The sequence below is a fragment of the Salinivibrio sp. PR932 genome (genome assembly GCF_001996125.1).
GTDB classification, from domain to species: domain Bacteria; phylum Pseudomonadota; class Gammaproteobacteria; order Enterobacterales; family Vibrionaceae; genus Salinivibrio; species Salinivibrio proteolyticus.
This window is the reverse complement of record NZ_MUFM01000002.1, coordinates 147,129-166,328: the sequence shown is the minus strand read 5'-3', so window position 1 is coordinate 166,328 and position 19,200 is coordinate 147,129. Positions and strand designations below refer to the sequence as shown.

The 19,200-nt window shown below is 50.0% G+C and carries 18 protein-coding genes and 1 rRNA gene; 6 read left to right on the top strand and 13 right to left on the bottom strand.

Annotated elements, in window-relative coordinates; translation table 11 throughout:
* Both BZG84_RS01640 and gmhB read right to left on the bottom strand, forming a co-directional pair.
* Window positions 1-87 (bottom strand): 16S ribosomal RNA (locus tag BZG84_RS01640); the annotation flags it as partial.
* A 419-nt stretch (window positions 88-506) separates the two neighbouring features.
* Window positions 507-1,055: a D-glycero-beta-D-manno-heptose 1,7-bisphosphate 7-phosphatase gene (gene gmhB, locus BZG84_RS01635; RefSeq protein WP_077480456.1), complete on the bottom strand. Its 549-nt coding sequence runs from the start codon at window positions 1,053-1,055 to the stop codon at window positions 507-509.
* A 124-nt stretch (window positions 1,056-1,179) separates the two neighbouring features.
* Here gmhB and tsaA point away from each other — a divergent pair, with 124 nt between their 5' ends.
* Window positions 1,180-1,905 (top strand): tRNA (N6-threonylcarbamoyladenosine(37)-N6)-methyltransferase TrmO, encoded by a 726-nt coding sequence (gene tsaA / locus BZG84_RS01630; RefSeq protein WP_077677948.1) that lies wholly within the window; start codon window positions 1,180-1,182, stop codon window positions 1,903-1,905.
* 46 nt (window positions 1,906-1,951) lie between these two features.
* Window positions 1,952-3,667: a proline--tRNA ligase gene (locus BZG84_RS01625; RefSeq protein ID WP_069588640.1), complete on the top strand. Its 1,716-nt coding sequence runs from the start codon at window positions 1,952-1,954 to the stop codon at window positions 3,665-3,667.
* A 46-nt stretch (window positions 3,668-3,713) separates the two neighbouring features.
* Here BZG84_RS01625 and BZG84_RS01620 read toward each other — a convergent pair whose 3' ends face one another.
* Window positions 3,714-4,325 carry a superoxide dismutase gene (locus tag BZG84_RS01620; protein ID WP_077480454.1) on the bottom strand — a complete coding sequence of 204 codons (612 nt, stop codon included), beginning with the start codon at window positions 4,323-4,325 and terminating at the stop codon, window positions 3,714-3,716.
* Between the two features lie 169 nt (window positions 4,326-4,494).
* Here BZG84_RS01620 and BZG84_RS01615 point away from each other — a divergent pair, with 169 nt between their 5' ends.
* The 4 genes from BZG84_RS01615 (at window position 4,495) to BZG84_RS01600 (ending at window position 7,053) form a co-directional block, all read left to right on the top strand.
* Window positions 4,495-5,625: a patatin-like phospholipase family protein gene (locus BZG84_RS01615; RefSeq protein WP_077480453.1), complete on the top strand. Its 1,131-nt coding sequence runs from the start codon at window positions 4,495-4,497 to the stop codon at window positions 5,623-5,625.
* Window positions 5,626-5,743: 118 nt separating this feature from the next.
* Window positions 5,744-6,598 carry a GGDEF domain-containing protein gene (locus BZG84_RS01610; RefSeq protein WP_069588634.1) on the top strand — a complete coding sequence of 285 codons (855 nt, stop codon included), beginning with the start codon at window positions 5,744-5,746 and terminating at the stop codon, window positions 6,596-6,598.
* A gap of 61 nt (window positions 6,599-6,659) precedes the next feature.
* Window positions 6,660-6,863 (top strand): YaeP family protein, encoded by a 204-nt coding sequence (locus BZG84_RS01605; RefSeq protein ID WP_077480452.1) that lies wholly within the window; start codon window positions 6,660-6,662, stop codon window positions 6,861-6,863.
* Between the two features lies 1 nt (window position 6,864).
* Window positions 6,865-7,053 carry a DUF4250 domain-containing protein gene (locus tag BZG84_RS01600; RefSeq protein ID WP_069588631.1) on the top strand — a complete coding sequence of 63 codons (189 nt, stop codon included), beginning with the start codon at window positions 6,865-6,867 and terminating at the stop codon, window positions 7,051-7,053.
* A 76-nt stretch (window positions 7,054-7,129) separates the two neighbouring features.
* Here the strand turns inward: BZG84_RS01600 and BZG84_RS01595 are convergent, their stop codons facing one another.
* From BZG84_RS01595 to BZG84_RS01550, 10 genes are all read right to left on the bottom strand, one after another.
* Entirely contained in the window at window positions 7,130-8,479 is a 1,350-nt protein-coding gene (locus tag BZG84_RS01595; RefSeq protein WP_069588629.1) for a sodium-dependent transporter, read from the bottom strand.
* Window positions 8,480-8,602: 123 nt separating this feature from the next.
* The gene (tilS, locus tag BZG84_RS01590) at window positions 8,603-9,919 is read right to left on the bottom strand and encodes a tRNA lysidine(34) synthetase TilS (RefSeq protein ID WP_077677947.1); all 1,317 of its coding nucleotides are present in this window, start codon (window positions 9,917-9,919) and stop codon (window positions 8,603-8,605) included.
* A gap of 100 nt (window positions 9,920-10,019) precedes the next feature.
* The gene (gene accA, locus BZG84_RS01585; protein ID WP_069588627.1) at window positions 10,020-10,979 is read right to left on the bottom strand and encodes an acetyl-CoA carboxylase carboxyl transferase subunit alpha; all 960 of its coding nucleotides are present in this window, start codon (window positions 10,977-10,979) and stop codon (window positions 10,020-10,022) included.
* A 55-nt stretch (window positions 10,980-11,034) separates the two neighbouring features.
* Complete coding sequence (gene dnaE, locus BZG84_RS01580) at window positions 11,035-14,514, bottom strand: DNA polymerase III subunit alpha (RefSeq protein ID WP_077677946.1); 3,480 nt, start codon at window positions 14,512-14,514, stop codon at window positions 11,035-11,037.
* A gap of 46 nt (window positions 14,515-14,560) precedes the next feature.
* Window positions 14,561-15,160, bottom strand: a complete 600-nt coding sequence (gene rnhB, locus BZG84_RS01575; RefSeq protein ID WP_077480448.1) for a ribonuclease HII — start codon at window positions 15,158-15,160, stop codon at window positions 14,561-14,563.
* A complete protein-coding gene (lpxB, locus tag BZG84_RS01570; protein WP_077480447.1) occupies window positions 15,150-16,307 on the bottom strand; it encodes a lipid-A-disaccharide synthase in 1,158 nt (385 codons plus the stop codon). Before lpxB ends, rnhB begins: the two co-directional genes overlap by 11 nt.
* Window positions 16,307-17,095, bottom strand: a complete 789-nt coding sequence (lpxA, locus tag BZG84_RS01565) for an acyl-ACP--UDP-N-acetylglucosamine O-acyltransferase (protein ID WP_077480446.1) — start codon at window positions 17,093-17,095, stop codon at window positions 16,307-16,309. Before lpxA ends, lpxB begins: the two co-directional genes overlap by 1 nt.
* Before the next feature lie 2 nt (window positions 17,096-17,097).
* On the bottom strand, window positions 17,098-17,550 hold the full coding sequence (gene fabZ / locus BZG84_RS01560) for a 3-hydroxyacyl-ACP dehydratase FabZ (RefSeq protein ID WP_069588651.1): 453 nt from the start codon (window positions 17,548-17,550) through the stop codon (window positions 17,098-17,100).
* Between the two features lie 84 nt (window positions 17,551-17,634).
* Complete coding sequence (gene lpxD / locus BZG84_RS01555; RefSeq protein ID WP_077663042.1) at window positions 17,635-18,660, bottom strand: UDP-3-O-(3-hydroxymyristoyl)glucosamine N-acyltransferase; 1,026 nt, start codon at window positions 18,658-18,660, stop codon at window positions 17,635-17,637.
* An 18-nt stretch (window positions 18,661-18,678) separates the two neighbouring features.
* Window positions 18,679-19,188, bottom strand: a complete 510-nt coding sequence (locus BZG84_RS01550) for an OmpH family outer membrane protein (protein ID WP_069588615.1) — start codon at window positions 19,186-19,188, stop codon at window positions 18,679-18,681.
* Window positions 19,189-19,200: the final 12 nt, after the last annotated feature.

The following is a 19,200-nucleotide window of genomic DNA, read 5'->3' as shown; positions in this document are numbered from 1 at the left end:
GCTTCAATACTGCCGTTTCCGCTCGACTTGCATGTGTTAGGCCTGCCGCCAGCGTTCAATCTGAGCCATGATCAAACTCTTCAATTAAAGTTTTTTCGAAACCGAAGTTTCAGCTCAATGAATACTGATTACTGTTTMTCTCCGAAGAGAAAAACGAATTGACTGTGCCGAACAACTATAAAAGTTGTCGTTTGGTCACTCAGTTCATCGAATAAATCTTTTTGTCTATTCTCAACGAGTGCCCACACAGATTGCATAGGTCAAATTGTTAAAGAGCGTCGCTCAATCTTGAGCGGGAGTGGCATTTTACGCCACCGAGGCAGTGAGTCAAGCTTTTTGTTTACTTGGCTTTGCTGCCGTTTGTTAGCGCGGTTTGCCGTGCCAACGAGGAGCGAATTATAGGGTGATAAATTTAAGTCGCAAGTCTTTTTTTCAACAAAATTAACCGTTAGAACAAATTATCACCAAAAAGGTACAAAAGTGTGATTCTGATAGGCTCGTGTGAATTAGCTCAATGCACTTGGGACATCTGCGATGGAATCCACCACGCAGGTTGCTAACGATTCCCCTTCCTCGGTCACAGGCTTTCCTGATCTCACGAGAATACGGGTAGTCACACCGGCAGCTTGTGCAGCCCTCATGTCATCGGCTTTATCACCGACCATCACCGAGCGTGACATATCAATATCGAGCTCTTGCTGAGCCTCAATCAACATACCCGGCTTGGGTTTGCGACAATCGCAATCAATCCGATACTCACCGACCCCTTCACTGGCATGATGTGGGCAGTAATAAATACCGTCAAAGTCCACGCCCTTGTCGGCAAAGTTCCAATCCATCCATTCCGTCAGCTGCAAAAAGTCTTGCTCAGAGTAATAACCACGGGCGATACCGGCTTGGTTGGTCACCAGCACTAATAGATACCCTCTTTCTTTTAGGGCGCGGCATGCGTCGAACACTCCTTCGATATACTCAAAATTATCGATATCCGCCACATAGCCGTGGTCGACATTGACCACACCATCGCGATCAATAAAAACAGCGGGAAAACTCACTCACAATTCCTCATTCAGTGTTAGGCGATAATTATGACATGCTGCGTGGTTGCTTGCATCTTTGCATACTCAATGAAACTCGCGTGTTAAGATTAGCGTGCGTCTATTAACCGAACTTCACCCTATGCAAGATACTTTCTCTATCTCTCCTGTTGGCACCTTGATTTCTCCGTTTAAAGAAAAGTTTGCTGTGCCGCGACAACCGGGCCTAGCACCCAGTGCCTTGGCATATATTGAGTTGCGTGATGACGCGAATCAGCTTGATGCAGTGAGAGGCATTGAGCAGTTTTCCCACCTTTGGTTACTATTCTTGTTCGATCGTAATTTAGATAAAGGTTGGTCCCCGACAGTTCGCCCCCCGCGTTTGGGTGGAAACGAGCGAGTCGGCGTCTTTGCCAGTCGTGCGACCTTTCGTCCTAATGGTATCGGCATGTCAGCGGTAGAGCTGGTTCGCGTTGAGTCTACGCCGGGTCAAGTTCGGTTAGTCGTACGGGGGTGCGATCTTGTCAATCGAACGCCAATTATCGATATCAAACCTTATATCCCCTACTCTGACTGTCTTGATAGTGCTCAGGGCGGGTTTGCTCAGCAAAAGCCTGACTTGATGCCGGTGCATTTCTCCAACCCTGCCCTCGCGACACTCTCTCAACATCCTGAGGGTATATACCAACGCCAAGTGATTGAAGAGGTGCTCGCACAAGACCCTCGCCCTGCCTATAAAAAGGGCAAGCCAGATACTAAGCACTATGCCGTCCACCTGTTCGATTTCAATGTGCGTTTCATGGTGTCTGACGACCAGATTCACGTTGAGGCCATAGAAGCTTTTGTCGAAACTCCCCCGCGCTGTTAATATGCCCTACTTATTATTGATCGCTAATATCAACGGATAACTTTAAATGCGTACCAGTCAATATCTGCTTTCTACTTTGAAAGAAACCCCTAGCGACGCAGAAATTGTCAGCCACCAGCTGATGCTGCGCGCAGGTATGATTCGTAAACTTGCTTCAGGTCTATACACTTGGCTGCCGACCGGTGTACGAGTGCTACAAAAAGTTGAGCGCATCGTACGGGAAGAAATGAACAAGTCAGGCGCTGTCGAGACGCTTATGCCAGTGGTACAGCCTGCAGATCTATGGCAAGAAACAGGACGCTGGGAAAAGTTTGGTCCGGAACTGCTTCGCATCGCTGATCGTCACGAACGTCCCTTTGTACTTGGACCTACGCATGAAGAAGTGATTACTAACTTGGTGCGCAACGAGATTAACTCGTATAAACAACTGCCGATCAATCTGTATCAGATTCAAACCAAATTCCGTGATGAGGTGCGGCCACGCTTTGGCGTGATGCGTTCACGTGAATTTATCATGAAAGATGCATATAGCTTTGATATCGACAAAGCGGGTATGGAGCAAAGCTACGAGAAAATGCGTGCTGCTTACTGCGCCATTTTCGATCGCATGGGTCTTGATTACCGCGCGGTACTGGCAGACACCGGGGCGATTGGTGGCTCAGCGTCACATGAGTTCCACGTACTTGCTGGTAGCGGAGAAGACCTGATTGCTTTCTCCACCGAGTCCGATTACGCCGCCAACATCGAAAAGGCAGAAGCACTCGCGCCTAAAGATCAGGCTGAGGCGCCAACCCAAGCGATGGAATTGGTCGACACGCCAAATGCAAAAACCATTGCCGAGTTGGTTGAGCAATTTAAGTTGCCGATCGAAAAAACCGTCAAGACCCTGTTTGTTAAGGCCTCTGATGAAGTAGACGCCGACCTGATCGCGCTGATTATCCGCGGCGACCATGAACTCAACGAAGTGAAGGCAGAAAACCTTCCTGAAGTTGCGGCGCCATTAACCTTTGCGACAGAAGAAGAAATTCGCGCCTTGGTCGGTGCCGGTCCCGGTTCATTAGGTCCGGTCAATCTTCCTGCGCCATTTATTGTCGATCGCAGCGTCGCGGTAATGAATGATTTCGGCGCCGGTGCCAACATTGACGACAAACACTACTTTGGCATCAACTGGGGCCGTGACGTTGAACTTGGCCAAGTTGCCGATTTGCGTAATGTGGTTGAAGGCGATCCTAGCCCATGTGGCAAAGGCACCTTGATGTTTAAGCGCGGTATTGAAGTTGGCCATATTTTCCAGTTGGGTAACAACTACTCGGAAAAAATGGGCGCAGGCGTCCTCGGCCAAGATGGCAAAAATACAACCCTAGAAATGGGCTGTTATGGTATTGGTGTGACACGTGTAGTTGCCGCTGCGATTGAACAAAACCATGATGAAAATGGCATCATTTGGCCAGACGCGATTGCACCGTTTACCGTTGCGATTGTGCCGATGAATATGCACAAGTCTGAGCGTGTCCGCGAAGCGGCTGAAAAGCTTTACGCTGATCTGACAGCTGCCGGTATCGAGGTACTCTTTGATGATCGTAAAGAACGTCCCGGGGTAATGTTCTCAGACATTGAGCTAGTCGGTGTACCGCATACCATCGTAATCGGTGAGCGCAGCATGGATAATGGCGTGTTTGAATATAAGCATCGCCGCGACGGTGAGAAAGTGCCGTTCGCTATCGACGACGCCTTGTCGTTTATCCAAGCAAAACTGGCTTAAGCCTTATCGTGTAATGAGTGAATGCCCCGCGTTGCGGGGCATTTTTTTAACCGATCGCTTGCTGATAGGCTTTTTCGGCAAATGACCAATTCACCACCTTCCACCACGCGTTCACGTAGTCAGGGCGTTTGTTCTGGTAGTTAAGATAATAAGCATGCTCCCAGACATCACACCCTAAAATCGGTTCACCTTTGACCTCTGCAATATCCATCAATGGATTGTCTTGATTAGCCGTTGAGGTGATCGCAAGCTGGCCATCCTCTTTCACCACCAGCCACGCAAAACCTGAACCAAACTGACCAATTGCCGCCTGACTAAAAACCTCTTTAAATGCATCAAGTGAGCCGAAGGTCTCGATAATCGCATCGTAGAGTGCGCCTTCTGGCGCAGGCTTAGGATTCGGCGTCATCGATTGCCAGTAAATCAGGTGGTTATAATATCCGCCCCCATGATTACGAATTGCTGCTGGCAGCGACGAGATATCTCGAAACAAATCCTCAACCGGCTCACCATCGCGGTCTGTCTCTTTTATCGCGGCCACGAATTTATCGAAATAGGTTTTGTGGTGACGCTGGTGATGAATGCGCATGGTCGCCTCATCAATATGCGGTTCGAGAGCATCATAGGCATAAGGTAAATCTGGAAACGAATAAGTCATCTTGTCACTCCATCGATTAATTGACCTCCTCACCATAGATCGAATTGATAATGATTTTCAACCTCATTATCTGTGGTGAAAAAGAAACGGATGTTGTGATGACCAACGTGCAACAGGGCGCGTGAAGTAACTATAATCAAGCTGTTAGCCTTTTAACGTCGTCGGTTATATGCCTACACACAAGCCTAAAATCGCTCTCGTTCTGACTGGTGGTGGTGCGCGTGCGGCCTATCAAGTCGGTGTATTGGCTGCCATTGCTGAATGGTATCCTCGCGTTCATACCAGTCCATTTACGATATATTCCGGCACATCTGCCGGCGCAATCAATGCGGTGTCTCTGGCTAGCTATGCGTCATCTTTTCGACTGGGTGTCAAAAAGTTGTCATGGCTATGGCATCGGCTCGATACGTCGCGTATTTTTGCCAGTCAGCCTATTGGCTTGTTAAGTCACCTCGCTAGCCAAACAGGACAACGCTTTCAATCACGCTATCAACCCACTTCACCTTTTGGCCTGTTAAATAATCGCCCATTGCGTGAATTGCTTAATCAAACCATTAATTTTAATAAGTTAAACTATCAGTTACTGTCCGGGCACCTTCATGGCCTATCGGTGACCGCTTCCAACTATCAAACCGGCCAATCAGTCAGTTTTTTTCAAGGCGATACCAGTATTTTGCCGTGGGAGCGGGCAAGGGCTGTCGGCCGACGCAGTCAACTCTCGACAGAGCATTTACTGGCCTCTTCAGCCATTCCCTTTGTATTCCCTGCCTCACGCATTGGCCATGAGTTTTATGGGGATGGTGCGATTCACCAAATCGCCCCTTTGCGACCGGCGATTAAAATGGGTGCGGAACGGATCCTCATTTTGGATTTAACCACAGGTATTCGCACTGCTGGCAATATCGACCCGTCAGCGCCAGGACTCGCGATGCTGGGCGGTCACCTGATGAACGCAATATTTGCTGATACCTTGTCTGCCGATTTAGAAAACTTGCAGCGCATGAACCAAATTCACCTTGCCCTGAACGACGCGCAGCGCCACCAGCTAGGATTAAGAAAAGTGAATGTCTTACACCTGCGTCCATCGGTCCCTTTCGAGCCCGTGGCCAAGCGGTTTTATCGTCATATGCCCTTTGCCGCACGCGCCCTATTAAGGTTTTTAGGCATCAATGCCTCACAAGATGCCACCTTTGCCAGTTATTTATTGTTCGAGCCGGCATATCTTCGCCAGTTAATTGACATCGGCTACCAAGACGCACAGAATCACAGATCCCAAATCCTCTCCTTGTTGATAGAATAGTCATCCAAAAAGAACGAGATAGATCGCAGCCAAACGACGTCTCTTCGCCTTGATAATAGGCTGGCATGGATTCTGCTTATTCAGCATGACCCACAAATCAGATAGCTGTTGATTATTAATGACTGCCTCGCATTTAAAGCAATTCACACACTCTGGCATCGCCCCGCGTAAAGTTCCGCTGGGTGCTGATCAGCGTTTGTTGTTGCTACAAAAACTGCAAGGACACCTCGATATCAAGGTATTGTTTGAGGTGTATGCACGAGAGGTAGAAAAGCAGATTGATATTGGTCGTATCATTTGGGAGCACGACGAAATCTCAAACATTATCCGTCGGGGTGAGCAACATACTTTCCGCCAAACCTTCGCGATTAAATTTAATAAGCAACCATTAGGGGTGCTGCAGTACTCCACTCCGTATAAACTTGATCCGGATGAAATTAGCCTATTACACACCTACCATAAGTTGCTTGCCGGTCCGCTGACCAATGCGGTTGAATATACCCGTGTAAAGAACATGGCACTGCTGGATGGATTAACCGGACTGCACAACCGAACCAGCTTTGAGCAGGATTTGCAGCACGCGGTTGCAGTTTGTGAGCGGCAAAATATTGGCTTGGTCATGATGATGTTCGATATGGATAACTTTAAACAAGTCAATGATAACTATGGCCACCTAGACGGTGATAAAGTGCTTCGTCGTTTTTCGCTGCTGGTCAAAGAGGCCGTGCGTGGTAGCGACCGCTGTTATCGCTTAGGCGGTGACGAATTCGCGGTGTTGCTACAGCCCGCCGGTGATGATTCAGTCGCCAATGTCACCCATAGAGTCAAACATCTGGTCACCAATGACCGATTACTCAGCGCGCACGATATCAGCGCGTCGGTTGGTTATGCCCAATATCGTAAAGGCGATAACAGTGTTTCACTTTATGAGCGTGCCGATCAGAGCATGTATCGCCAAAAACGCGCTCGCTAACCCTTTCCTCGACGGCTCTCCTTTCGCTATAGTGCGTGCAGTACTATTGAGGAGATCCATTATGAAAGTTGCAGATTGCTGTGAACTCATCCGCCAGCGCTATGCCGAGATTGGCAGTGGCGAACAAGGCTACATTCCTGCAGCTATCAGCTGCGCGCTGAAAGCATTAAATGATATCGCGAGTGACGAGAGTGTTTCGCCAGCTCGTCGTGAACAAGCCGCATTTGCTGCTGCCAATTTATTGATTAGCGATCACGAGGATTAAGATGGATTTGAAAAACTATGCCTCGATGGATCCTGTCATGCTCATGAGCATTATTAACATGAAGCTACGTGATGAGTTTGCCAGTTTAGAGGACTTAGTGCGTTACTATGATATCGACCGCGAGACCTTGTGTGCGCGCTTAGCGGATGCTGGCTTTACGTATTTAGAAGACGCCAAACAGTTCCGTTAACTCATCTCGCCTTGTCTGTTAAACAGCAATAAAAAAGCGGACTAATGTCCGCTTTTTTTCGTGCCATCATTCGCCTTTAGCCAAGTGAGACCCACAACACTGTGGCAACCAACACAGGACAAACAAACTTCACATACACAGGCCAGATTTTCCAGAACAGACTCTGCTCAATATCATCATAACCTTCGCGCAATGCAGCTAGCTTGCGATCACGCGACCAAATCCAACCACCAAATAGGCAGAAAAGGAGCGCCGCAAAAGGTTGGAAATATTGGGTCGCCACCTTCGCAACTAAGCCAAATAGCGCACCGAAGTTAAACACAATCACCGCACTGCAGAGCGCAATCACACCCCCTAACACCCAGCTGGTGATTTTTCGGCTTGAGCCCAAGCGCTCACTGGCCAGCGCTACAGGACACTCCAGCATAGAAATCGAGGATGTCAGTGCCGCGATGGTCATCAGCAAAAAGAAGACGAGAGACACATACGGGCCTGCCGCGCCTAAACTTTCAAATAATAAAGGCAACACAGTAAACACCAAGGTATCGGCACTGAGCAAACTGCCGTCTTGCGCGTAAATCTCAACGCCTTGATGCATGGCAACAAACATCGCTGGCAACACCACTAGTCCGGCAATTACCGCCACTGCGGTATCGACCAAAGTGACACTCAGTGCCATTTTCGGCAGGTTTTCTTTGTGGCTAAGGTACGAGCCATAAATCAACATGGAGCACCCGCCTATGGTCAGAGAGAAAAAGCCCTGTCCCATGGCTGCTAATAGCAAATCTTTGTCCATCACTTTGCTAAAGTCGGGGATCAGGTAGTGCTTTAAGCCTTCTGTCGCGCCGGGTAGCGTCATGATATAGACAAACATCGCAGCAAAGAGGACAAACAGCGCGGGCATGAGACGGGTTGACCAACGCTCAATCCCCTGCTTAACCCCCGCCTGTACGATCACAATGGTGAGCACATAAAACACCACCGCCCCAAAGAGATTACGTGATGCTGAGAAGCCTTTTAACCAAGCGGATGCGTCTGAAAACTGGAAAATGTCTGCCACTGCAGCCAATAAAAAAGAGACTAACCATCCGCCTACAATGCTGTAAAACGCCAAAACCATACAAGGTACGGCCAAGCCAATTAGCCCCACGCCACTGCCAAAACGCTTCAGAAGAGGGTTATCACTCAGCGCACGCATACTGTCCAACGGGTTAGCGCGGCCATGACGACCAATCGCCATTTCCACGACCAACATAGGAAAAGCAACGAGTAAGATCATCAGTAAGTAGACTAATAAAAATGCGCCGCCCCCATTGCTCGCCGCCTGCGTTGGGAACCCCCAAATATTGCCTAGTCCCACAGCCGCGCCGGCTGCAGCAAGGACAAAGCCTATTCGGGTGCCAAATAATTCACGACTCGATGCCATTACTTCTTTACCTCAATGTATCATTAGACTAGTACATTAAGTAATTCGGACAATTTTAGCAAGTGTCGTTTATCTGACTGGTGGTTTTATGAGCAGACAGATAATTGGCGGGTAAGGGATATGTTAAGCAGTGTTTTCTCGCTCCCAGACTAAACGCCATACCTTTCCGGCCGCTGCTTGACTGACAAAGCAATCCGCCACTGCGATTACACCGCGCTCGTCGCAAAGGATTGGCAAGCGACGCCGCTGCCAACTTGGAATACCGTATTCTTGATAAAGCTTCTTGAGTTTACGACGGCCTTGCCGCCCGGCAGGATGGGCGCTTAACCCGCTGGGATTAAACTGCACTGATAGCCAAGATTGTGGCAGAGAGCCTAATGCCAATCCTTGCGCGCGCTCTGTATAAGGAAGAAGCACCAAACGCCCGAGTCCATCCGGCAAATGTAGTGGTGATTGTGGCGTCAGTTTACCTTGCCATGCAGTGACATCCGCAGAGTCAGCAATAAGATACAAACGCTGCTGATAACGACGAATGCTCTTTCCATCAACCGACAGTTGCGGGTTAGCATCCGCTCTTGCCTGCACCACATCCTGGATCAGGGTATTAAGCTGGGCCTGAGTTAAAATCAGATCATGGTACTTCAACCAGTGTCGTAACATCGCTCGGCACAGAGCAAGATCCGTAAGAGGGAGATGCGCCAAAGACAAACTGTTGTCCGTATCGATGGCGTTTTCGACCAAAGGGGCGACAAATGTTGCTAAGAGTGCCGCTTGCTCTTGGCATAATTGCTGCGTGCGTTGCACGGCAGTGCGAAACCCCGGCCAACGCGCGTCAGCTTCTGGGAGCCATTGTTGACGGATAAAATTACGATCAAAGTGTGTATCTTGGTTGCTCGGGTCTTCCACCCATGCCAACCCTTTTTGACGCGCGTAGTGATGCAATTGCGCCCGCGACGCTGCCAACAAAGGACGGACTAAGAGCCCTTTGCCGAGTTTTCTCACAGTGGGCATTCCCGCCAATCCTTCCAGACCACTTCCTCGCTTCAATGCCAAAAAGAAGGTCTCGATTTGATCATCGCTGTGTTGCGCGGTAAGAACGAGTCCATGGGGTTGGAGTAACCCTTGAAAGGCTTGATAGCGTGCCTCTCTAGCTGCATGCTCTGTGCTTAACTCAGGGTCGAGAGTGACATGTTTTAGGATGAAGGAAAAACCCGCTTGCTCCGCCCAAACCTGACATTGTGCCGCCCACTTATCGGCATCGGCCTGCAAACCATGATGAACATGACACACAGAATAGTCGTGCTGCGGATGCTGGTCGCGATAACTGGCCAATAGATCCAGCAGTACCCGAGAGTCTAATCCCCCACTCAGGGCTAAAAGAATTTGTCGTGGCTGAGCCGTTAACGGCGCCAGCGTGTCTGTCAGGTATTGGATGAGCATAAGCATCTGTCATTGTGAGTCTGCGCCTATTGTTGCTGGCGCGTAGCAAAAAGAAAAGGGCCATTAGGCCCTTTCATTGTGCTCGATTGCCGAGTGGCAATTAGCAGTAACCATAACTGAGCAAACGCTGATATCGGCGGTCGCGTAGGCTTTCAGTATCCAATGCTTCCAAATCCGCGAGCTGGCTAATCAAGGTTTGTTTAATGCTTTGTGCCGTCGCTTTCATATCGCGATGCGCACCACCTAGAGGCTCTTCAATCACGGCATCAATCAAGCCCAGCTCTTTCAAGCGTGGTGCAGTCATCCCCATTGCGTCTGCCGCTTGCGGTGCTTTGGCCGAATCGCGCCACAAAATAGAGGCGCAGCCTTCGGGCGAAATCACTGAGTATGTCGAATACTGAAGCATATTGACGTAGTCACCAACACCGATCGCCAAGGCACCGCCTGAGCCGCCTTCACCAACCACATTACAGATCACCGGCACTGTCAGGCCCGCCATTTCCTTCAAGTTACGTGCAATGGCTTCTGACTGACCACGCTCTTCTGCCCCCACGCCAGGGTAAGCACCAGCAGTATCAATAAAAGTGATCACCGGCATGTTGAATCGCTCTGCCATTTTCATCAAGCGTAATGCTTTGCGATATCCTTCAGGCTTTGGCATACCAAAATTACGCTTTACCTTCTCGTTGGTATCACGGCCTTTTTGGTGACCAATTACCATCACCGGACGCCCTTCTAAGCGCGCAATACCGCCTACTAGGGCTTTGTCATCCGCATAGGCGCGATCGCCCGCCAGCTCATCAAACTCGTGAAAGATAAGATCGACATAATCATAGGTGTAAGGACGTTGAGGGTGGCGCGCCAGTTGTGCCACTTGCCACGCCCCTAAATCACCAAAGATCTTGCGCGTAAGCTCAAGACTCTTGGTTTCCAGTTGTTCAATTTCCTTATCGAGATTAACCGCATCTTCTCCGCCACGCTTGGAGACAGCGCGAAGGGCTTCGATTTTAGCTTCTAGCTCTGCGATCGGTTGTTCGAATTCTAAAAAGTTAAGACTCATACCAAGAGAATCCTATTGGTCACCGCCGGTGTACGCGAGGCGTCACCAGCTAAGCTTAGTTAAACTCTAATTCGACCTGCTCGTCGCCAAGCAAGCCTTTTAAATTATCGATCAGTTCATCAGCGGGGGTAATTCGCCACTCCGCCCCTAAACGTAACCGCGCCCGTGCATCACGGCGCTGGTAATAAAGATTCACTGGCACAGTCCCTGAGCGGTAAGGTGCCAACGTATCATGAAACCGTTCAAAAAACGGGGCATCAATTTGCTCTTCCATGATAGAGATGCCCAAACAGCGCGCATATTTTTCTCGCGCTTGGCTGATGTCCATGACTTCACGGGCCGTCATTTTAAGCCCACCATTGAAGTCATCAAAGCTGACCTGTCCTGAGACCACCAGAATTCTGTCTTTCTCAACCAGATCGAGATATTTGTCGAGTACGTCAGAAAAAAGCATCACTTCCATACGGCCCGAGCGATCATCGAGGGTTAAGATCCCAAGACGTGAACCGCGCTTGGTGGTCATGACACGCGCAGCAATCACAAGACCGGCGACCGTAGACACCACATCACGCTTAGTGGCATGCGCGTCTTCCAATCGCCATGTCACATAGTGTTTAAGCTCTTTACGATAGCTATTGATGGGATGGCCGGTCAAATACAGCCCTAGGGTTTCTCGCTCCCCTTCCAGCCACACTTTATCTGGCCAAGGTGCCACATTCGCATAAGCGTGCTCGACCTCTTCCGGGGCATCCGTGAGGACACCAAACATATCCGTTTGTCCGTAAGACTCGGCTTGATGATGCTGACTGGCCGCGCGAATAGCGTCATCGAGTGATGCCATCATTGCCGCACGATGAGGGCCAAGCCTATCCATGGCGCCTGCGCGAATCAAGCGTTCAATCACACGCTTGTTGACTTTTTTAGTATCAATGCGCGCACAGAAATCAAATAAGTCACGGAAGTAGCCATCTTGCTCTCGCGCCGCGACAATATTGTCGATCGGTCCTTCACCCACCCCTTTAATCGCGCCAATACCGTAGACAATCTCCCCTTTGTCATTGACGGTAAAGCGGTGCAAACCCGCGTTCACATCAGGGGGGAGCACCGTTAGTTTCATGCGACGGCACTCTTCCACCAGTCCGACAACTTTATCGGTGTTATCCATATCCGCGGTCATAACGGCGGCCATGAATTCAGCCGGATAATGCGCCTTTAACCACAGTGTTTGATAAGAGACCAAGGCATAAGCGGCGGAGTGTGATTTGTTGAAACCATAACCGGCAAACTTTTCCACCAAGTCGAAGATACGCATGGCAAGTTCGCCATCAATGCCGTTTGCGATCGCGCCTTTTTCAAAGATGTCGCGCTGCTTGGCCATTTCTTCGGGTTTTTTCTTACCCATCGCACGACGCAGCAAATCGGCGCCGCCGAGCGTATACCCGGCTAAGATCTGGGCAATTTGCATCACCTGCTCTTGATACAAGATGATGCCGTAGGTCGGCTCAAGGGTCTCTTTCAGTGACTCATGTTGCCACTTTTCATCGGGATAAGAGACTTGTTCTCGTCCGTGTTTACGGTCGATAAAGTTATCCACCATCCCTGATTGCAATGGGCCTGGGCGGAACAGAGCCACCAGTGCGATCATGTCTTCAAAACAGTCTGGTTGAAGACGCTTGATCAGCTCTTTCATGCCCCGCGATTCCAGCTGGAACACAGCAGTCGTTTCTGCCTTACGTAGCATCTCGAATGATGCTTGGTCGGCCATCGGAATCGCCGCGATATCGATAGGATCTTTGCCTTGCGCTTGTAAGCGAGGGTTAATCATTCCCAGCGCCCAGTCGATAATGGTCAGCGTCCGCAGCCCCAAGAAGTCAAACTTCACAAGACCGGCCGTCTCAACATCGTTTTTATCAAACTGGGTGACAGGGTGGTGCCCTTCACTGTCACAATATAGCGGTGCAAAGTCCGTAATCGTCGTCGGTGAAATCACCACCCCGCCCGCGTGCTTACCTGCGTTACGTGTCACCCCTTCGAGCATGCGGGCCATGTCGATCAACGCTTTAACTTCTTCGTCTGCGTTGTAAACCTCAACCAACTGCGGTTCAGCTTCAAACGCCTTTGCCAGCGTCATTCCCGGGTCGGGCGGCACCAATTTAGAAATACGGTCAACAAACCCATAGGGGTGGCCCAATACACGACCCACGTCTCGGATCACCGCTTTGGCCGCCATGGTACCGAAAGTAATGATCTGGGATACCGCATCCCGGCCGTACATTTCGGCCACGTGGTCGATCACCAAATCACGCTTATCCATGCAAAAGTCGACATCGAAATCGGGCATGGAAACCCGCTCTGGGTTCAAGAAACGCTCAAAAAGCAGATCGAACTCTAGCGGATCCAAATCAGTGATTTTAAGGGCGTACGCAACCAAGGAGCCGGCTCCTGAACCCCGTCCGGGTCCCACCGGAATATCGTTATCTTTTGACCATTGGATAAACTCCATTACGATCAAAAAGTAACCAGGGAAGCCCATTTGGTTAATCACGCCGAGTTCACGGTCAAGGCGCTCGTCGTATTCAGGTCGCTTGAGGGCGCGCTCTTTCTCATCAGGGAAGAGAAACGCCAGTCGCTCTTCTAGGCCTTCTTTGGAGCGTTTGACCAAGTACTGATCAATCTCCATCCCTTCGGTTGGGAAGTTCGGCAGGAAGTATTCATTAAGTCTGACCGGCACATTACAGCGCTTGGCAATTTCCACGCTATTTGCCAATGCTTCTGGGATATCCGCAAAGAGATCGCACATCTCTTGCTCGGTGCGCAGATATTGCTCGGCACTGTAGTTTTTCGGGCGACGTGGGTCGTCTAACGTATAACCATCGTGGATGGCCACGCGGATCTCGTGGGCGTCAAACTCGTCGGGCGAGATAAAGCACACTTCGTTCGTCGCCACCACTGGCAGGTCGTGCTCGGTGGCAAAGTCGACCGCAAAGTGTAGGTACACTTCTTCATCCTGACGTCCGGTGCGAACGAGCTCCATGTAATAAGCATTGGGAAAATGGGCTTGATAAAAACGGGCGCACTCTTCAGCAAGCGCTTTATTGCCTTTCAGTAAAGCTTTGCCCAAGTCTCCTCGGCAACCGCCAGATAATACAATCAACCCGTCAGCGTGTTCTACCAGCCACTCTTGGTCGATCACTGGCGTATGTTGAACATGGCCGCGCAAGTAAGCTTTGGAAATCAGTAAAGTGAGGTTTTTATACCCCGCTTTATCCGCGGCAAGAAGGGTCAGCTGGCATAATTCATCGCCAAACGCCTCCGACTGCACCTTAAAATCGGCACCAATGATAGGTTTCACACCCACATTATTCGCGGTGTTATAGAACTTTACCAACCCACAAAGGTTGCTAAAGTCTGTCAAGGCCATCGCAGGCATGCCCATTTCGGCCACTTTCTTAACCAGTGGCGGGACTTTGGACAACCCATCGACCATGGAGAAATCACTGTGAATACGTAAATGGACGAAACGTGGCTCAGACATAAAACTCGTTACTATCTAGGGATTGGAAATGATAAAGCGCCGTCACTTACGCTAAACCAAGGGCGCGTTTAACCGGTTTAAAGCTTTTTCTGTGCATTGGTAAAGCGCCATGCTCACTCAATGCGGCCATATGCGCCTTGGTAGGATAGCCTTTATGCTGGGCAAATCCATAGGCCGGATAGGCGATGTCCAACTCAGCCATTTCTCTATCACGGTCTACTTTCGCCAAGATCGACGCCGCACTGATCTCGGCGACGCGCAAGTCGCCTTTCACCACCGCTTGCGCCGGCATCGGGAGCGAGGGAACACGATTACCATCAATCAATGCGTAATCGGGAGTAACGGCTAGGCCTGCAATAGCGCGTTGCATCGCGACCATGGTGGCCTGAAGAATATTTAAGCGATCAATTTCTTCGGGCTCTGCGCGCCCTACCGACCACGCCAAGGCTTTGGCTTTGATTTCATCGTACAACGCGAGACGTTTTTTCTCACTCAGCTTTTTTGAATCGGTGAGCCCTTCAATCGGTTGATTCGGATCGAGGATAACAGCCGCCGTGACAACCGCGCCCACCAAAGGACCTCGCCCGACTTCATCCACGCCAGCAATCAAGCGTGCGTCAGGGTATACAAATGCCTCATCTGTCATGATTTTTTACTAACTCTAATACTGCGGAGGCTGCAGAGGCATCCGCATCTTTACGAATGGTTTGATGCAGCTGTGTAAAAGTCTCAAGCAAGGCTTGGTTATCGCCATCCAACATCCGTGAAACAGCTGCTGCCAGCGCCTCAGGCTCGCACTCTTCTTGCAATAACTCGGGCACCAAAGGGGCATCGGCGAGGATATTGGGCAAAGACACATAGCGCGTTTTGAGCAAACGCCGTGCTAGCCACGCAGTCAAAGGCTTCACTTTATAGCCTACAACCATGGGACGCTTCAGTAACATACACTCAAGGGCAACGGTACCAGAGGCCAGCAACACCGCATCAGAAGCACTGATCACTTGTCTTGCCGTATCATTCACCAAGGTAAATGACAATTCCGGCGCATGGGTTTGCCACGCCTGCTCGAATTGTGCACGGCGTGCGTCATTCACCAAGGCGACCACAAAGCCGAGATCAGGATACTGCTGTGAAAGACGCTGGCAGGTTTGCAAAAATGGCGGCGCCAACATTGCCATCTCACTCCCACGACTTCCCGGCAAGACGGCTAACCAACGTTTGTTGGTATCCAGCCCCAACGCTTGTTGTGCTTCGCGCTGATCGACTTGCATGGGAATGCTATCGGCCATAGTGTGGCCGACAAACGCGCAGGGCACGTTGAACTTATCGTAAAACGCTTTTTCGAAGGGTAAAAACGCCAAGACAAGATCGGTCGCGGCCGCAATTTTAAAAATACGCTTTTGACGCCATGCCCAGACCGAGGGACTGACATAGTGAACCGTTTTAATGCCGGCCTGTTTTAACGATGCTTCGAGACGTAAGTTGAAATCAGGCGCATCAATACCGATAAACACATCGGGGGGATGGGTAGTGAAGTATTTGACGAGGCTCGCTTTCACCTTCAGCAAACGGGGCAAACGGCCGAGCACTTCAACCAGCCCCATTACAGCAAGCTCTTCCATATCAAATAGGCTCTGGCAGCCTTGCGCAATCATGCGCGGCCCACCAATACCGACAAATTCAACATTGCCGTATTGGGCCTTAATTGCCTTGATAAGGCCTTCACCTAAAACATCGCCGGAGATTTCTCCGGCGACAATTCCCACTCGTAATGGACGTTCGCTGGGCAACATTAACGAATGATGCCTCGTGTTGAACGTTCAAAGAAGTCAACAAAAAGGGCCAAGGCAGGATCGTCCTCGACCTGACTAGCCAACGCCTGTTTGACCTCTTCAAGGGTTTTACCGGAACGATACATGTTCTTGTAAACCGCACGAATCGCACGAATCGAGGCTTTCTCGAATCCGCGACGCTTCAAACCTTCCACGTTAATACCGAAAGGCGCGCAATGATTACCCTGAGCCATCACATAGGGTGGTACATCTTGGACCACAATAGAACCGCCACCTAACATCGCATGGCTACCCACCACACAGAATTGGTGGATCGCAGACATGCCGCCCACAATGACGTAATCGTCGATGTGTACATGACCGGCTAGGGTCGCATTGTTGGCAAAAATACAGTGATTTCCGATCACACAATCGTGTGCCACGTGGGCGTTGATCATGAATAGGTTATCATTGCCAACTTTGGTCTCACCTTTGTCTTGTACCGTACCACGGTGCATGGTGACACTTTCACGAATGGTGTTGCGATCGCCAATTTCTAGCGTCGTGGGCTCACCCGCATATTTCAGGTCTTGGCACGCTTCACCGATCGATGCGAATTGATAGATGCGGTTATCTTGGCCGATACGCGTAGGCCCTTTAATCACGACATGGGTCATGACTTCGGTACCCGCACCAATCTCAACACCTTCTCCGATATAAGAAAATGCGCCAATCTTAACGTTTTCTCCCAATGTCACCCCGTCTTCTACAACGGCGGTCGGGTGGATATAGGCAGTTTCGTGGATCACAATTAGATCTCTCTTCTTGCGCACTTCAGTTCCGCCGAGCAGACAACGTCTCCGTCTACTTTCGCTACTCCGGTAAAGGCAGCAATTCCTCGGCGCTCTTTTATAAACTCCACCTCGAGGACCAGTTGGTCTCCCGGTGTGACAGGACGGCGGAATTTCGCGTTATCAACGCTTGCAAAATAGTATAGCTCGTTGTCTTTTGGCTTCCCGAATGTCTTAAATGCCAACAAGCCAGTGGCTTGAGCCATTGATTCAAGGATCAATACACCAGGAAACACAGGCAACTGAGGAAAGTGGCCGGTAAATTGAGGCTCATTCACGGTAATATTTTTTATCGCGTGAAGGTATTGACCTTCTTCATAATCGGTAACGCGATCAATCAACAAAAACGGATAGCGATGTGGTAGCAGCTCTTTAATTTCGTTGATGTGTAACACTTTGTTTTCGCGAGTCAAGGTAGTATTCCCGTTCAAATCCAATACTGACTTCTTTAACGCAAAACGGCCCGCGTTTTTGAGGCGGGCCTGCAATCAGTTGCGTTAAGCTTGGTTATCGAGCTGTTTTTCGAGCTCTTTTAGCCGCTTGTGCATCTCGTCAATCTTGAGCACACGCGCGGCTGTTTTCCGCCACTCGCGGTTGGGCTGTAACGGAATGCCGGACGAGTACATGCCCGGCTCAGTAATCGGTCGCATTACCATCGCCATACCTGTGATGGTAACGTTGTCTGTGATTTCCATATGGCCATTAAACACACTGGCGCCGCCGATGATGCAGTGCTTACCTACTTTTAGGCTGCCTGCCATCACAGTTGCACCAGCCACTGCCGTGTTTTCGCCGATCGATACATTATGCGCAATCTGACACTGGTTGTCGATAATCACGCCATCAGCAATGCAGGTATCGTCCAATGCACCACGGTCAATGGTCGTACACGCACCAATTTCTACCCGATCACCAATCACAACACGACCTAGCTGCGGGATCTTAATCCACTTACCTTTTTCATTCGCGTAGCCAAAGCCATCCGCGCCGATTACGGTTCCCGCCTGTACCAAGCAGTCCTCACCCAAAACCACATCATGGTAAATGGTGACATTGGCCCAAAGTTTGGTTCGTGCACCCAGTTTGGCGCCTTTGCCGACAAAACAGCCCGCACCAATCTGCACGCCATCACCAATTAAGGTTCCGGACTCGACCACCGCGTTAGGACCAATCGCCACGCCTTCACCCAGAATGGCATCTTCGGCAACTACCGCAGTCGGCGCAATGTCAGTGGCACAGGCAGGTGTGGTATCTAAAATTTGGGCCACTTTGGCATAAGCCACATAAGGGTCAGCAACCACCAAGGCATTGCCTTGGCAGTATGACACGTCCGCTTCTTTTAACATCACCGCACTGGCACGGCACTGTGCCAAGTGTTTGCGGTATTTCGGGCTCGATAAGAAGGTGATTTGCCCTTCTCTCGCTGAATTCATCCCTGCTAGCGAGGTTATTGTTACAGCACCGTCTCCGTGGAGCTGAGCGTCCAGTTTTTCCGCTAATTCAGCGAGAGTAATCGAAACCATGGGCTCCTCGATTGTTTGTTATTTTACTGCATTAATGACTTTTTCAGAGAGATCGTCGCCTGGGTTAGCGTACAAGATGGCATTGGCATCCAATACAATGTCGTAACCCTCTTGCTCAGCCACTTGATCGATGGCGGTTTTTAGCTTTTTGACCAGTTTAGACTCTTCTTGGCCACCACGCTTGCGTTGATCTTCCTGTAACGCTTTTACTTTTAATTTGTAGTCCGACTCCATCGATTGGAGTTCACGCTGCAGTTTGATGCGCTCATCTTCGCTCATCAGCTCGCCGTTGCGTTTCAGCTTTTCAACCCCTTCTGAGAGCTTTTCTTTCATGCGCTCAATTTCCGCTACACGGTCTTTGAATTCAGCACGCAGTTTTTCGTTTAGGTTGTTTTTTTGAGCCAGCTGAGACATCACCGCCCCAGTCGATACGTAGCCCACTTTCTGTGCAGCATCAGCCGCTGATGCGTACATGGACGTGGTCAGAATTGCGACACTAAGTCCCGCTGCTTTCAAAAATGATTTCACAATAGTCTCCTT

Excerpts from the sequence above, each read along its gene's own strand:
- BZG84_RS01605 (WP_077480452.1), top strand. The coding sequence starts at position 6,660 with ATGAAAGTTGCAGATTGCTGTGAACTCATCCGCCAGCGCTATGCCGAG.
- BZG84_RS01595 (WP_069588629.1), bottom strand. The coding sequence starts at position 8,479 with ATGGCATCGAGTCGTGAATTATTTGGCACCCGAATAGGCTTTGTCCTT.
- tilS (WP_077677947.1), bottom strand. The coding sequence starts at position 9,919 with ATGCTCATCCAATACCTGACAGACACGCTGGCGCCGTTAACGGCTCAG.
- lpxB (WP_077480447.1), bottom strand. The coding sequence starts at position 16,307 with ATGTTGCCCAGCGAACGTCCATTACGAGTGGGAATTGTCGCCGGAGAA.
- dnaE (WP_077677946.1), bottom strand. The coding sequence starts at position 14,514 with ATGTCTGAGCCACGTTTCGTCCATTTACGTATTCACAGTGATTTCTCC.
- lpxD (WP_077663042.1), bottom strand. The coding sequence starts at position 18,660 with ATGGTTTCGATTACTCTCGCTGAATTAGCGGAAAAACTGGACGCTCAG.
- BZG84_RS01625 (WP_069588640.1), top strand. The coding sequence starts at position 1,952 with ATGCGTACCAGTCAATATCTGCTTTCTACTTTGAAAGAAACCCCTAGC.
- BZG84_RS01610 (WP_069588634.1), top strand. The coding sequence starts at position 5,744 with ATGACTGCCTCGCATTTAAAGCAATTCACACACTCTGGCATCGCCCCG.
- BZG84_RS01620 (WP_077480454.1), bottom strand. The coding sequence starts at position 4,325 with ATGACTTATTCGTTTCCAGATTTACCTTATGCCTATGATGCTCTCGAA.
- rnhB (WP_077480448.1), bottom strand. The coding sequence starts at position 15,160 with ATGACAGATGAGGCATTTGTATACCCTGACGCACGCTTGATTGCTGGC.
- BZG84_RS01615 (WP_077480453.1), top strand. The coding sequence starts at position 4,495 with ATGCCTACACACAAGCCTAAAATCGCTCTCGTTCTGACTGGTGGTGGT.
- accA (WP_069588627.1), bottom strand. The coding sequence starts at position 10,979 with ATGAGTCTTAACTTTTTAGAATTCGAACAACCGATCGCAGAGCTAGAA.
- BZG84_RS01600 (WP_069588631.1), top strand. The coding sequence starts at position 6,865 with ATGGATTTGAAAAACTATGCCTCGATGGATCCTGTCATGCTCATGAGC.
- tsaA (WP_077677948.1), top strand. The coding sequence starts at position 1,180 with ATGCAAGATACTTTCTCTATCTCTCCTGTTGGCACCTTGATTTCTCCG.